Origin of the sequence: Actinomadura chokoriensis, assembly GCF_039529475.1 — a bacterium.
In the GTDB taxonomy this organism is placed as follows: Bacteria; Actinomycetota; Actinomycetes; order Streptosporangiales; family Streptosporangiaceae; genus Spirillospora; species Spirillospora bangladeshensis.
Map to the genome: position 1 here is coordinate 246645 of NZ_BAAAMW010000009.1, position 12669 is coordinate 259313.

The 12669-nt window shown below is 74.7% G+C and carries 12 protein-coding genes; 5 read left to right on the forward strand and 7 right to left on the reverse strand.

Annotated elements, in window-relative coordinates; all coding sequences use genetic code 11:
* Nucleotides 1–4: 4 nt before the first annotated feature.
* From ABFX46_RS21480 to ABFX46_RS21500, 5 genes are all read right to left on the reverse strand, one after another.
* On the reverse strand, nucleotides 5–1039 hold the full coding sequence (locus tag ABFX46_RS21480; RefSeq protein WP_346044551.1) for a branched-chain amino acid ABC transporter permease: 1035 nt from the start codon (nucleotides 1037–1039) through the stop codon (nucleotides 5–7).
* Entirely contained in the window at nucleotides 1036–1899 is an 864-nt protein-coding gene (locus tag ABFX46_RS21485; RefSeq protein WP_346044553.1) for a branched-chain amino acid ABC transporter permease, read from the reverse strand. The genes ABFX46_RS21480 and ABFX46_RS21485 overlap by 4 nt, the downstream gene beginning before the upstream one ends.
* Entirely contained in the window at nucleotides 1896–2594 is a 699-nt protein-coding gene (locus tag ABFX46_RS21490; protein ID WP_346044555.1) for an ABC transporter ATP-binding protein, read from the reverse strand. Before ABFX46_RS21490 ends, ABFX46_RS21485 begins: the two co-directional genes overlap by 4 nt.
* Nucleotides 2595–2683: 89 nt before the next feature.
* Nucleotides 2684–3451: an ABC transporter ATP-binding protein gene (locus ABFX46_RS21495; RefSeq protein ID WP_346044557.1), complete on the reverse strand. Its 768-nt coding sequence runs from the start codon at nucleotides 3449–3451 to the stop codon at nucleotides 2684–2686.
* Complete coding sequence (locus ABFX46_RS21500; protein ID WP_346044559.1) at nucleotides 3448–4632, reverse strand: ABC transporter substrate-binding protein; 1185 nt, start codon at nucleotides 4630–4632, stop codon at nucleotides 3448–3450. The genes ABFX46_RS21495 and ABFX46_RS21500 overlap by 4 nt, the downstream gene beginning before the upstream one ends.
* A 141-nt stretch (nucleotides 4633–4773) precedes the next feature.
* On the opposite strand from ABFX46_RS21500, the gene ABFX46_RS21505 reads away from it, so the two are divergent.
* From ABFX46_RS21505 to ABFX46_RS21520, 4 genes are all read left to right on the forward strand, one after another.
* Nucleotides 4774–5625 (forward strand): PaaX family transcriptional regulator C-terminal domain-containing protein, encoded by an 852-nt coding sequence (locus ABFX46_RS21505; RefSeq protein ID WP_203597594.1) that lies wholly within the window; start codon nucleotides 4774–4776, stop codon nucleotides 5623–5625.
* 76 nt (nucleotides 5626–5701) lie between these two features.
* Entirely contained in the window at nucleotides 5702–6094 is a 393-nt protein-coding gene (locus tag ABFX46_RS21510; RefSeq protein WP_346044562.1) for an STAS domain-containing protein, read from the forward strand.
* 59 nt (nucleotides 6095–6153) lie between these two features.
* On the forward strand, nucleotides 6154–6783 hold the full coding sequence (locus tag ABFX46_RS21515; RefSeq protein WP_346044564.1) for a TetR/AcrR family transcriptional regulator: 630 nt from the start codon (nucleotides 6154–6156) through the stop codon (nucleotides 6781–6783).
* A 138-nt stretch (nucleotides 6784–6921) separates the two neighbouring features.
* Entirely contained in the window at nucleotides 6922–9174 is a 2253-nt protein-coding gene (locus ABFX46_RS21520) for an NACHT domain-containing protein (protein WP_346044566.1), read from the forward strand.
* Here ABFX46_RS21520 and ABFX46_RS21525 read toward each other — a convergent pair.
* The gene (locus ABFX46_RS21525; protein ID WP_346044568.1) at nucleotides 9128–9955 is read right to left on the reverse strand and encodes an inositol monophosphatase family protein; all 828 of its coding nucleotides are present in this window, start codon (nucleotides 9953–9955) and stop codon (nucleotides 9128–9130) included. The genes ABFX46_RS21520 and ABFX46_RS21525 overlap by 47 nt on opposite strands.
* 67 nt (nucleotides 9956–10022) lie before the next feature.
* On the opposite strand from ABFX46_RS21525, the gene ABFX46_RS21530 reads away from it, so the two are divergent.
* Entirely contained in the window at nucleotides 10023–10625 is a 603-nt protein-coding gene (locus ABFX46_RS21530; RefSeq protein WP_346044570.1) for a Maf family protein, read from the forward strand.
* 16 nt (nucleotides 10626–10641) lie between these two features.
* Here ABFX46_RS21530 and ABFX46_RS21535 read toward each other — a convergent pair whose 3' ends face one another.
* Nucleotides 10642–12420 (reverse strand): ATP-binding protein, encoded by a 1779-nt coding sequence (locus ABFX46_RS21535; RefSeq protein WP_346044572.1) that lies wholly within the window; start codon nucleotides 12418–12420, stop codon nucleotides 10642–10644.
* Between the last annotated feature and the right edge of the window lie 249 nt (nucleotides 12421–12669).

The window sequence follows — 12669 nt, forward strand, 5'->3', positions numbered from 1 at the left end:
CGCGTCACTCCTCCGTCGGTTCCGGGGCCCTGCGCCGATCCCACCACGCGGCGGCGGACGGCACGAGGCCCTTCGGCAGGAACAGCACGACCACGATCAGCAGCAGCCCGTAGACCGCGTAGGACAGCACAGTGGGCGCCGACGCCGGCATCCCCTCGCGGGTGCCGATGTCGTTCAGCAGTTGCAGGAGCAGCGTGATCGCGGTGGCTCCGGCGAGCGCGCCCCAGATCGTCCCGGCGCCGCCGACGACGACCATCACGACGTACTCGAACGACAGCAGTACGGGGAACGAGCCGGGTGCGACGTAGCCGATGTAGAAGGCGTAGATGCCGCCCGCGAGGCCCGCGAACCCGGCGGACAGGCTGAACACGGCCTGCTTGTAGACGGCGACCGGCACCCCCGACGACGCGGCGGCGACCTCGCTGGTCGCGAGCGCCCGCAGCCCGCGCCCGGGACGGGACGTGACGATGTGCCGGGTGATCAGCACGACCAGGCCGAGGGCGCCGAGGGCCAGGTAGGCGTAGGAGACCTCGCCCGCGAACTCGTATCCGGCGACCCGCAGGCGCGGGACGCCCTGCAGGCCGATGTCGCCGCCCGTCCAGTCCTGCCGTCCGACGAGGCTGAGCAGGATGAGCTGGATCGCGAGGGTCGCGAACGCGAGCTGGTGGCCGCGCAGCCGCAGCAGGGGCACGCCGACGAGCGCGGCGCACGCCGCCGCGACGGCCGGGGCGAGCAGCAGGCCGAGCCAGGTCGGCAGGCCGTGCGTCGCGGTCAGCGCCGCCGTGTAGCCGCCGATCATGGTGAAGGCCGCCTGGCCGAGCGACACCTGCCCGGCGAACCCCATCAGCATCGACAGCCCGACGACCACGGTCGCCGACAGCAGGAGCAGCACGTACACCGACACCTGCGTGTCGGGCAGCAGCACCGGGACGAGCAGCGCGAGCACGGCGGCGGCGGCCGCGGCGAGCGTCCCGGCGGAGGGCCGCCGCCGCGCCGCGGGGGCGGCCACCGGCGGGGGCTTGCGGACGGACACGCTCATCGGGCGGCCTCCTCCTGCAGCGCGGTCCTCCGCGAGGCCCGCACCATCATGATCGCCAGCATCAGCGCCAGCGCGACGACGGTCTGGTAGGACGCCTCGCCGTAGCCCGCGACCATCGCCTCGGCGATGCCCAGCGTCAGCGCGCCGGCGAGGGCGACGACCGGGCGGTTCAGGCCGCCGAGCACCGCCGCCGCGAACCCGTTGGTGATCAGCAGGACGTCGCTGTTGTAGGAGATCGGCTGCAGCGGGGTGAGCAGCACCCCGGCGAGGCCCCCGAGCATCCCGCCGAGCGCGAACGCGACCAGGCCCATCTTCAGCGGGTCGATGCCCATCGTGCGCGCCGCGTACGGGTTGGACGCGCACGCGCTGAGCGCCTTGCCCGCGTAGGTGCGCCCGAAGAACAGCGCGAGCAGCGCGAACACGGCCGCCGCGACGCCGATGACGAGGAACGACTGCTTCTGGACGTGCGCGCCGAACAGCGTGACGGCGCCGCCCAGCCCGGCGTGCGAGCGCGGGCTGTCGCCCCAGATCATGATCTCCACCGCGTACGCGAGGAACCCGACCCCGAGCGTCACGATCAGCGCCGACTGCGGCGACGTGCCGCGCTTCCCGGTGGCGGCGATCCCGACCGCGAGGCCGACCGCGCCCGCCGCGGCGACGGCCGCCGCCTCGGCGGCGCCGTGCGGCAGCCCGGCCCCCAGCAGGGAGCCGGCCGCCATCCCGCCGACGACGGCGAACATGCCCTGCGCGAAGTTCACCACCCGGGTCACCCGGTGGATCGCGACGAGGCCGCTGGCCAGCAGCGCGAAGCCGCAGCCGACCGCGATCCCGGAGACGAGGTACTGCAGGAACGCGCTCACCTCTCCCCCTCCCTGCCGGCGCGCCCGCCGAGGTAGGCGTCGGCGACGTCCGGGCCCGCCGCGAGGTCGGCGGCGGTGCCCTCGGCCCGGATGCGGCCCGCCTCCAGCACGTAGCCGCGCCCGCACAGGTCGAGCGCCAGCCGCGCGTTCTGCTCGATCAGCAGGACGGCGAGGCCGCGCTCGGCGTTCAGCGCCCGCAGGTGCTCGGCGAGGTCGGCGGTGACGAGCGGGGCCAGGCCGAGCGAGAGCTCGTCCACGACGACGACGTCGGGGTCGGCCATCAGCGCCCGCCCGAACGCGACCATCTGCTGCTGCCCGCCCGACAGCGACCCGGCCCGCCGCCCGCGCAGCTCCGCGAGCTGCGGCAGCACCTCGTAGACGCGCGCGGTGTCGCGCGCGCCCTTGGCGCGGCGGCGGCGCCAGGCGCCGAGGGCGAGGTTGTCCTCGACGGTCAGGTCGTCGAACATCTGCCGCCCCTCGGGGACGAGCCCGGCCCGCCCGCGCAGCTCCACCCGTCCCGCCGCCGGGCGCAGCACGCCGAGGACCGCGTTGACCAGCGAGGTCTTGCCCGCCCCGTTCGGGCCGATGAGCGCGACGAGCTCCCCGGCCCGCACGGTCAGCCCGACCCGGTCGAGCGCGGTCGCCGTCCCGTACCGGACGACGAGGTCCTCCACCTCGATGACCGCGGCACTCATGCGGGCTCCCTGTGAGGGGCGACCCCCCGCACCCCCCGGCAAGGGCCGCCGCATGCCCTCACTCCGCTCGCTGCGCTCGCTGCGATCGGTCATGCGGCCTCCTGCCCGAGGTACGCGGCGATGACGGCGGGGTCGGCGCGGATCTCCTCGGGGGTGCCCTCGGCGATGAGGCGGCCGAGGTCCAGGACGGCGACCCGGTCGGCGAGGCGGGCGACGAACGCGACGTCGTGCTCGACGAGCATCATCGTCAGCCCCTCCGCGCGCAGGCTCTCGATCAGCTGGGCGAGGGCCTCCCGCTCGGCGGCGCGCAGCCCGGACGCCGGCTCGTCCAGCAGCAGGAGCCGGGGCCGCGCGCACAGGGCCCGCGCCACCTGCAGCGACCGCTGCTGGCCGAGCGGCAGGACGTCCGCCGAGCGGTGCGCCCAGTCGCGCAGCCCGACCCGGTCGAGCGCGGCCAGCGCGTCCGCGCGGATCCCGGCCTCCTCGCGGCGGTGCGCGGGCAGCCGCAGCGTCGCGGACAGGAACCCGTGCCGGGTGCGGGCGTGCGCGCCGACCATGACGTTCTCCAGCGCGGTCATCCCGTGGAAGAGCCGGGCGCCCTGGAAGACGATCGCGATGCCGAGCCGGGCGCGCGCGTGCGGCGGCAGCCGGTCGATCGGCCGCCCGCCGTAGGCGAGCGTGCCGTGGTCGGCGGCGAGGTGGCCGCTGATCAGGTTGAACAGGGTGGACTTGCCCGCGCCGTTCGGGCCGATCACGGCGCGGGTCTCGCCCTCGGCGACCGTCATCGCGACGTCGCGGACGGCGTAGACGCCGCCGAACGCGCGCCCGACGGCGCCGATCTCCAGCAGGGGCGTCATCCGGCCGCCTTCGCGGTCTCGGCGAGCTGCTTCACCGACCACTCGGTGGGGACGAGCTTGCCGTCCTTGACCTGGTTCATGGAGATGTCGGTGGGCTTCAGGCCGGAGTGGTCGGTCTTGGAGTAGGTGTACTGCCCGCAGGGGGTGACGAGGGTGAGGCTCTCCAGCGCGTCCCGGATCTTCTCCCGGTCGGTGCCGGCCTTGTCGATCGCGGCGGCGAGCAGCTTGACGCCCGCGTAGCCGTCCATCGCGAACTGCGGCGGCTCGTAGCCGTACTTCTGCTCGAACGGCCCGGACATCTCCTCCACGGACTGCTTCAGCTTCCCGTCCGGCAGGTGGTCGGCGACGACGCCGATCGCGGACTGGACGTACACGCCCTCGGCCGCCTGCCCGACGGGTTCGAGCCACAGCTTGCTGGCCTGCGATCCGGTCATGAACAGCGGCAGCTTCAGCCCGGACGACGGGTACTGCTTGGCCAGCGTGACGCCGGGCGGGCCGCTCGCCCAGGCGACGAGGGCCTGCGCGCCCGAGTCGCGGACGTGGGTGAACAGCGGGCTGAAGTCGGAGGCGGTCGTCTCGAACGTCTCCTCCTTGACGATCTGCACGCCGTTCTGGCCGGCGTACTTCTGCATCCCGGCGAAGCCGGCCTTGGCGTAGGCGCTCTTGGTGTCGTAGGCGACCGCGACCTTGGTGATCTGGTGCGCCTTGAAGTACGACAGCATCGCCTCGGCGTAGGTGGAGGAGATCGCCGGGACCACGAACGTGTACTTGCGGATCGGGTTCACCTGCTCGTCCGCCGGGCTCAGCGAGACGTAGGGGATCCGCTCCCGCTCGGCGAGCGGCTCCACCGCGAGGCCGACGTTGGAGAACGTCGAGCCGATGATCGCGGTGACCTTCTCGGACTTCAGCTTGTTGAAGTGCAGCACGCCCTGGTCGGGGGCGGTCCGGTCGTCGAGGGTGATGAGCTTGATCTTGCGGCCGTCGATGCCGCCGGCGGTGTTGATCTGGTCGACGGCGAGCTCCACGGTCTTCTTCGCCTCGCCGCCGAGCGGCGCGTAGTTGCCGGTCAGCGACTCGATGAAGCCGATCTTGAGGGTGGAGCCGCCGCCGGACCCGCCGGACGAGCCGCACGCGGCGGCGGCGAGAGCGGTGGCGGCCAGAAGCGGGACGAGTTTGCGCACTGGGGACCTCCCGGGGTGGGCGTGCCCCGAAGTTAGGCGTATTCTTCACGGCAGTCAATGATTTGCCCAACATCAGCGCGACGGCGGTCCGGGCGGCCCCGGTCCCGTCGTTACGCTGGCGGGATGACGGGAGCCGAACGGGTGAGTGCACACAGCGCGGCCGGGTCAGTGCCGTCCGACGAGCCGTCCCCGAGGCTCCGTCCGCAGTCGCTGATGCTGACCTACCTCGGCAACTACGTGCTCGGACGCGACATCGCGGTCTTCTCGGGCAGCTTCATCGACACGTTCGCGCGGCTCGGCGTGGGCGAGCACGCCGTCCGGTCGACGCTGACCCGCATGGTCGGCCGCGGCCTGCTCGCGCGGCACCGCGAGGGCCGCCGCATGCACTTCGGGCTCACCCCGAGGTCGGAGGGCATCCTGCACGACGGCGAGGACCGCGTCTGGCGGCGCGGCGTGCTCAACACCGACTGGGACGGCAGCTGGACCGTCCTCGCCTTCTCCATGCCCGAGTCGTGGCAGCGCGTCCGGCACGACCTGCGCGCCCGGCTGACCTGGGCCGGGTTCGGGTCGCTCGGCAACGGCACGTGGATCGCGCCGTCCCGGGTGGACGTCCGCCCGATCGTCGCGGGCCTCAACCTGAACGGGCACCTGAAGGTGTTCGCCGGCCCGGCCGAGGAGCCGACGGACGTCCCGCACATGCTCCGCGAGGCGTTCGACCTGGACGGGCTGGCGAACGGCTACCGCGCGTTCCTGGACCGCTGGGACCGCCCCGCCCCGCTCCCGCACGCCCCCGACGACCTCGCCCGGTACCTGTGGATGACCACCGAGTGGCTCCAGCTCGTCCGCGCCGACCCCCGGCTGCCCGTCGAGCACCTGCCCGCCGGATGGCCCGCCGTCCGCGGCCAGCAGGTCCTGCTGGACCTGCGGGACCGCTACGAGGCCACCGCGCGGCGCCTCGCCGACGAGGCGATCGAGTACGTCCGGACGGGCTGACCGGCGGGCGCGGCTGCATGACCGGCCCCTTTCGCGGGTACGCCGGGTGCCCGGCGACGAACGGAAGGTGATCAGCATGTCTCTCGGAGCCGGCGACCCGGCGGAGCCCGCCGCCGACACGCTGGAGGTGCGCACCGAGGTGCGCGGCCCCTGCCTGCTCGTGGAGGCGGAGGGGGACCTCACCATCCTGACCGCGGACATCCTGCGCGAGCGCGTCCTCGACGACATGCGCGGCATGGGCGGCCCGCCGCTGGTCGCGCTGGACGCCGCCCGGGTCGGGTTCTGCGACTCCTCCGGCCTCAACGCGCTCATCATCATCTGGAAGGCCGCGCACCGGGCCGACGGCGAGTTCGTGCTGGCCGGGCTGGACCGGCGGTTCCGGACGATCATCGAGCGCAGCGGCCTGGACCGGCACCTGGTGTCGCATCCGACCGCCGAGCAGGCCCTCGACGCGCTGTCCCCGCGCTAGCGCGCCCGTCGCCGCCCGCGCCATGCGCCGCGCGCGCGGCGGCTAGAGTCGGCCCCGAGATGACGAGCGACGACGACCTCCTGCGCACCCTGCTCACCGCCGGGCCGGACAGCGAGCCGCAGACCGACCGCATCCTGGACGCGGCCCTGCGGTCCTTCGAGGCCTACGGGCCGCGGCGCACGACGATGGACGACGTCGCCCGTGAGTCCGGGCTCGGCCGCGCCACGATCTACCGCCGCTTCCCCACCAAGGGCGACCTGGTCACGGGCGTCCTGCTGCGCGAGGCGCGGCGCTTCTTCGCCGAGCTGGACGACGCCGTCGCCGCGCTCCCCACCCTGGAGGAGCGGCTCGTCGAGGGGTTCGCGGTCGCGCTGCGGATCGGCCGCGAGCAGCGCCTGGTCAACCGCCTCATGGTCGTCGAGCCGGAGCTGATCCTGCCGCACTCCACGGTCAAGGCGGGGCCGCTGCTGGCCGCCGCCCGCGGCTACATCGCCGGCCGGCTGCGCACCGCGCAGCGCCTCGGCGCCGCCCCCGCCGACGTCGACCCCGAGGTCGTCGCCGAGATCCTCGTCCGCCTCACCCACTCCCTCGTCCTGACCCCCGAGGGCCACATCCCGCTGGACGAGGAGGGCGCCCGGGCCTTCGCCCGCCGCTACCTGCTCCCCATCATCGTCCGCCCCGCCCCCTGATCACCCCGCTGCGCGTACAAATCAACACTCACGCAGATGTACGGGGACGAAGCGATGTGATCCACTAGAAACCACAAGACCAATACGGACGGCCGATCGGGCGATCGCCCCACCCGCGCAGCAGGGGGTCAGCTCCAGATGAACCGACCGGTCAGGTCCTCCTCCGGACAGGCGCCCGCGTTACGGCACATCAGGGCGGTCCGGGAACTGCTGGACTGGATCGGCACCCTCGCCGCCGTCCCCGCCTTCCTCCTGCTCTTCCTCGCCTCCCACTGGCTGTCGGCGGTCGCCGCCGGCGTCCTGCTCGCCGCCCTCGGCGCCCGGTTCCTGGCGTTCCGCCGCCGGCTCGGGCTGCTGGAGCGCCGCCGGCTCCGCGCCTACCACCGGGCGGAGGTCGAGGCGCTGGCCGCGCGCCTGCCGGTCGACGGGCCCGCGTCCCTCCGCACGCACGAGGAGCGGCTGCGGGCCGGCTTCGGCTTCGTCGACCCGTTCTTCTCCGGCTCCGGGGCCCTGCGCGGCGGCGGGCCGATCGTGGACGTCGTCACCGACGTCCTGCGCGGCGGGGGGAAGGTCATGCTGATGGGCGAGCCGGGATCGGGCAAGTCCCTCATCGCCGGCCTGGTCTTCGCCCGCCTCGCCGACGCGTTCGCCGCCGCACCCCGCACGGCCCCCTGCCCGGTCTTCCTGCACCTCAACGCCATGAGGCCGCAGACCCGCCCGCCGGACGCGGGCCTGACGCGGGCGGAGGAGCAGGCGCTGTGGCTGCGGGAGCAGCTGGCGGCCGAGGTCACCCTCCCGGAGGTCCCCAAGCTCGCCCGGCTGCTGGACGACGACCGGATCATCCTGGTCTGCGACGGCCTCGACGAGGCCCCGGTGATGCGCTCGCCGCACCTGCTGACCAGCATCGTCCCGGACAGCCTGTTCGGCCTGTTCCGGGTGCCGTCCCTGCTGACGTCGCGGACGGCGTTCTACAGCATCTACGTCGACGCGACCGAGCTGATGACCGGGTTCAGCAGCGAGGGCCGCCTCCTGCCGCTGCGGTTCGAGGAGCAGGGCACGGCCTTCCTCCGCTGGTACGCCGCGGCGCGGGGGCGGCCGGACCTGGCCGGCGAGCTGATCAGGATCATCGGCGGGAACCCGTCCCTGCGCGAGGCCGTCGCGAGGCCGCTGATCCTGCGGATGACCGCCGAGGTGCTCCTCGACCTGGTCCTGCGGGACCACGACGCCGACGGGTTCCTGTCCGTCGGCCACGGCGGCGAGACCTCGGCGATCTACAGCCGGTACGTCGACAAGTGGCTGCAGCGCGAGCAGGCGAAGGAGCCCTCGAAGCTGACCTGGTGGCAGAAGGGCGCGCTGATCGAGTGCGTGGCCTGGGAGATCTTCTCCAAGTCGCTGGCGTCGGGCCGCGGCTGGGGCCACTTCGAGCTGAAGGACCTGCTCGTCGAGGCCGACGAGCTGCGCCGCATCGCCGGGCGCTGGCTGGAGTCCAGCATCCTCGTGGACGGCACCGTCGACGAGGTCTGCCGCGAGCTCGTCCACCGGTCCTTCCTGATCATCTCCAACGACCGGCGGCGCTACCGGTTCGTGCACAAGTCGTTCTTCGAGTTCTGCGTGGCGCGCCACGTCGTGACCTGCCTGGACGAGCGGCGCGCGGAGCACCGGGCGGACCGCACCGAGCTGCTGCTGCACCCCCTCCCGGACGAGGTCATCGACTTCGTCCGGGAGCTGCTGCTCACCACCGCCGCCGACCCGGACCGGCGCGCCGCGACCGAGGCGACGTTCCTCGCCGTGCTCGGCGAGGTGGACATCGACGCGGGCACCGGCTACCTGATGGCCGCGCAGCAGGCCGCCAACCTGCTGCCGATCGTCGCGGACGCGCGGACCATGGACCGCCTGCGGTCCGGGGAGCTGTTCCCCGAGCACCCGTTCCTCCAGCGCGCGGTCGCCGTGGCCGACGCCCTCCACCACGACCGGCACGACCTCCTCGACGAGTTCGTCAAGCGGATGGAGGCCGACCACGAGGCCGTGTCCTTCCACATGGGCTACAACCGCATCTACTACGGCGACCAGGCGTTCGGGGACGGGCTGTGGGTGGACGACAACCACCCGGAGTGCGGGCGTTTCTTCCGGGCCACCGTCCGCCACCTGAAGACCCCGGCCTACCGCCGCATCCGGGTCATGGACCTCTACACGCTGCGCGCGCTGCTGCGCCACCCCGACCGGCGCCGGTACCTGCTGGAGCGGGAGCGGTCCGCGCTGCGGGACCTGGCGGAGCTGATCGGCGAGCCCGATCCGGGCCTCGGCCCCGAATTCGACCGGCAGCGCGCGCTGCTCCGGTCCGAGCTCAGGGAGCTCCTGCCGGAGACAGGGCGTCCACCAGCGGAAGAGTGACCGCCGGGGATCCGGCGAAGCTGAGCCCGGGCAGGTCGGCGAGGTTCCGCACCGGCCGCCCGTCGGCTCCGGTGACCTCGGCGCCCGCCTCCCGGAGGATCAGCAGCGACCCCAGCAGCTCGGTCCCCGTGCACTGGTAGACGGTGATCGCGTCGAGGCCGCCGCGCAGGTAGAGGAAGACGTCGGCGGTCGGCGCCCACGTCGAGAACAGGCGCCGGCTCCGTTCGTGCAGGAGCGAGGTGAGCACGCCGAGATGGCCGTCGCCCTGGGTCTGGTACCCGACCCAGAGGGCGGTCGCGGGCAGGGCCGCGCGCGGCGGCGCCGCCCGCTGGAAGGGCCGGCCGTTCACGGTCACGCCCCGTCCCCGCACGGCGCAGGCGATGTCGCCGGTGTGCGCCTCCCCGATGGCGGCGACGACCGGCTCGCCCCGGTGGCACAGGGTCACGGCCGCGCCGTAGACGGGCAGGCCGTAGGCGTAGTTGTTGGTGCCGTCCAGCGGGTCGACGAGCCACACGTGGTCGGATCCGGCGAAGAGCGTGCCGGACTCCTCGGCCTCGATCGTGTGGCCGGGGAACCGCTCGTGCAGGGTGGCGACGATGATGCGCTCGGCCTCCCGGTCGACCTCCGTGACGACGTCGCCGCGCGGCCCCTTGACCTCGATGTCCAGCGTCCGGCCGAAGTTCGCGCGGGCCACCTCGAGCGCCGCCGCCACCGCCCGCCGGGCCACGTCCGCGTAGAGGTCGGCGTGGAGGTCCGCGTGGACGCCGGGATCATCGCGCATCTGCCCAGAGTAAGCCCCGGACCCCGGGCGCGCGCTGATCACGGGCGCCACACTTTAGGCTGTGCCGGTGCCGAACATCGTGCTGGCGTCCGCCTCCCCCGCCCGGCTGCAGATCCTGCGCCGGGCCGGTCTGGACCCGGAGGTCGTGGTCAGCGGCGTGGACGAGGACGCCGTCACGGCCGACTCGGTCGCCTCGCTCGTCGTGGAACTGGCCCGTGCCAAGGCGACCGCGGTCGCGGCCACCGTGGACCGAGCCCTGGTCGTCGGCTGCGACTCGCTGCTGGAGCTCGGCGGACGGCCGTTCGGCAAGCCGCGCTCGGCCGAGGAGGCCGCCGCCTGGTGGCGGGCCAGGCGCGGCAGGACGGGCACGCTGCACACCGGCCACTGCGTGGTCGACGCGGCCACGGGCGCGGCCGTCACCGCGACGGCGAGCACGGACGTGCGCTTCGGCTCCCCCACCGACGACGAGATCGCCGCCTACATCGGGACGGGCGAGCCCTTGCAGGTCGCGGGCGCGTTCACGCTCGAAGGCCTCGGGGCCTGGTTCGTCGAGGGGATCGACGGGGACGCCGGGAACGTGATGGGACTGTCCCTGCCCGTCCTGCACCGGCTGCTCGGGTCGGTCGGCGTGCCGCTCACGGAGGTCTGGCCCGCGTCCGCGGCCGGCTGACGCGCGCCCTGCGGGCTCAGCCGGCGGAACCGCCTCCGGCTTCCGTGCGGGCCGGGAGGGTGATGGTGAGGGTGGTGCCCTCGCCTGGCGGGCTCTCGATGGCCACGCGGCCGCGGAGGGCCCGCACGCGGTCGGTCAGGCCGGCGAGGCCGCCGCGCGGGGACGGGACCGCGCCGCCCGCACCGTCGTCGCGGGCCTCCGCCACGATCTCGTCCGGGCCGGGGCGGACGGCCAGCTCGACCACGCCCGCCCCCGCGTGCTTGACGGCGTTGGCGAGGGCCTCGCAGAGCGCGAAGTAGAGGGTCGACTCGATCTCCCGCGGGAAGCGGCCGGCGGGGACGTCGAGCCTGACGGGCACGGCGGCGCGGGCCGCGACCAGCTCCAGGGCGGGCGCCAGGCCGGCGTCCGCGAGGATCGCCGGGTGCACGCCGCGGGCCAGGTCGTCCAGCTCGGCGACGGCCTCGGCCAGCTCGCGGCGGCAGATCCGGGCCTGCTCGCGGGCCGCGGGGTCGGCGGCGGCGTCCTCCAGCCGGGCGAGCGTCCGCTCCAGCGCGCGGAGGCGGGCCCGGGCGCTGCGCTGCAGGTCCGCGGCGAGCCGCTCGCGCTCGGCGGCCTGGACGCGCACGAGGCGCTCCCGGGCGTCGCGGGCCCGTTCGAGGGCGGCCTGCGCGGCGGCCTGCAGGCGGACGGTCTCCAGCGCCCGGCCCCCCGCGGTCAGCGCCGCCTCGACGAGCGGCTCGTGGTCGCGCAGCGCGGCGGCGACGTCGACGGTGGCGAGGGGCTCGCCGCCGGACGTGCGGACCTCGCGCCGCCAGCGGCCCGGCGGCGCCTCCGGCGAGGCCGCCGTGCGGCCGTCCGCGCCGACGTAGCCGCCGTCCGCCCACAGCCACAGGTCGAGGGCGGCGTCGCCGAGGACGCTGCGCAGGGCGTCGCGGACCTTCTCCACGGACACGGGGGCGGTGAGGCGGTTCATCCGCTCGACCACGGTCAGCTCGGACAGGCGGGCGCGCAGCGCGGTGAGGAGGAAGACGACCGGCAGCGTCGTGGCGCAGAAACCCTGGATGAAGTACACCCGCAGGACGTCGTCGAGGGTGACCGCCGTGCCGAGGAGCCTGCCCTGGACGGCCAGCGCGGCGCTGACGCCGATCGTCACGGCGGCCGCGACGGGGACGGTGAAGGCGCGGTCCAGCCGCCCCGTCCGGGGCAGCCGCGCCAGCAGCAGGACCACCAGCGCGCCCGCGAGGGCGACCATCGCGGCCGTCACGCCGCGCTGCGCGCAGCGGAAGACCTCCTGGTCGGGCCGGACGGACGGCCAGGCCGCCGAGGCGTGGAACCCGTTCCAGCCGGGCCGCGACACCGCGCACAGCAGCGCCTGCCCGCCCACCATGATCACGACGGCGGCGGCCGTCCACAGCCGGGCGGCGGCGCCCGCCAGGCGACCGCCCGGGTACATGACGACGCCGACGCCGATCGCGACGAAGAACACCGACTGGGCGAACACCGACACGAGCGGCGCCGCGCCGGCGTTCCAGGCCCCCGTCCAGGTGACCGCCCAGGCCGCGGCGGCGAAGAGGAACGCCGCGCCCGTGCGCCGCCCGAGCCGGCCGGCGGCGAGCAGGCCGCCCGCGGCCGCGAACCCGCCGCAGCACGCCAGGGTGACCGCGGCCTCGGCCGGGTGCCCGCGCCAGTACGGCCAGCCGCACGCCAGCGCGGCCGCGGCGACCGCCGTGCCCGCGCCGAGGGCGCGGCGGACCCGCGCGCCGAGCCAGAGCGGCCAGCGGGGGACGGCCCTCACCGCGCTCCTTCCGTGTCGTCCCGGGAAACCACCGCCCGGGAGTGGGGTTTTCCCGGATGTGCGGGGCACGCGGTACCGGGAGCATGGGAGCGTGCCGGACGAGGCGCCCTGGCACGGGGCCCCGGCACGGGCTCGCGGCGCGTGCCGGTGGCGTGCGGGGGCCACCACCGGAGCCACTTCACCCGACTCCCGCGGTCAGTTTTCCGCACCCGGGCCGGAAAGCGGGAGGGCCCGTTACCCGATTGATGC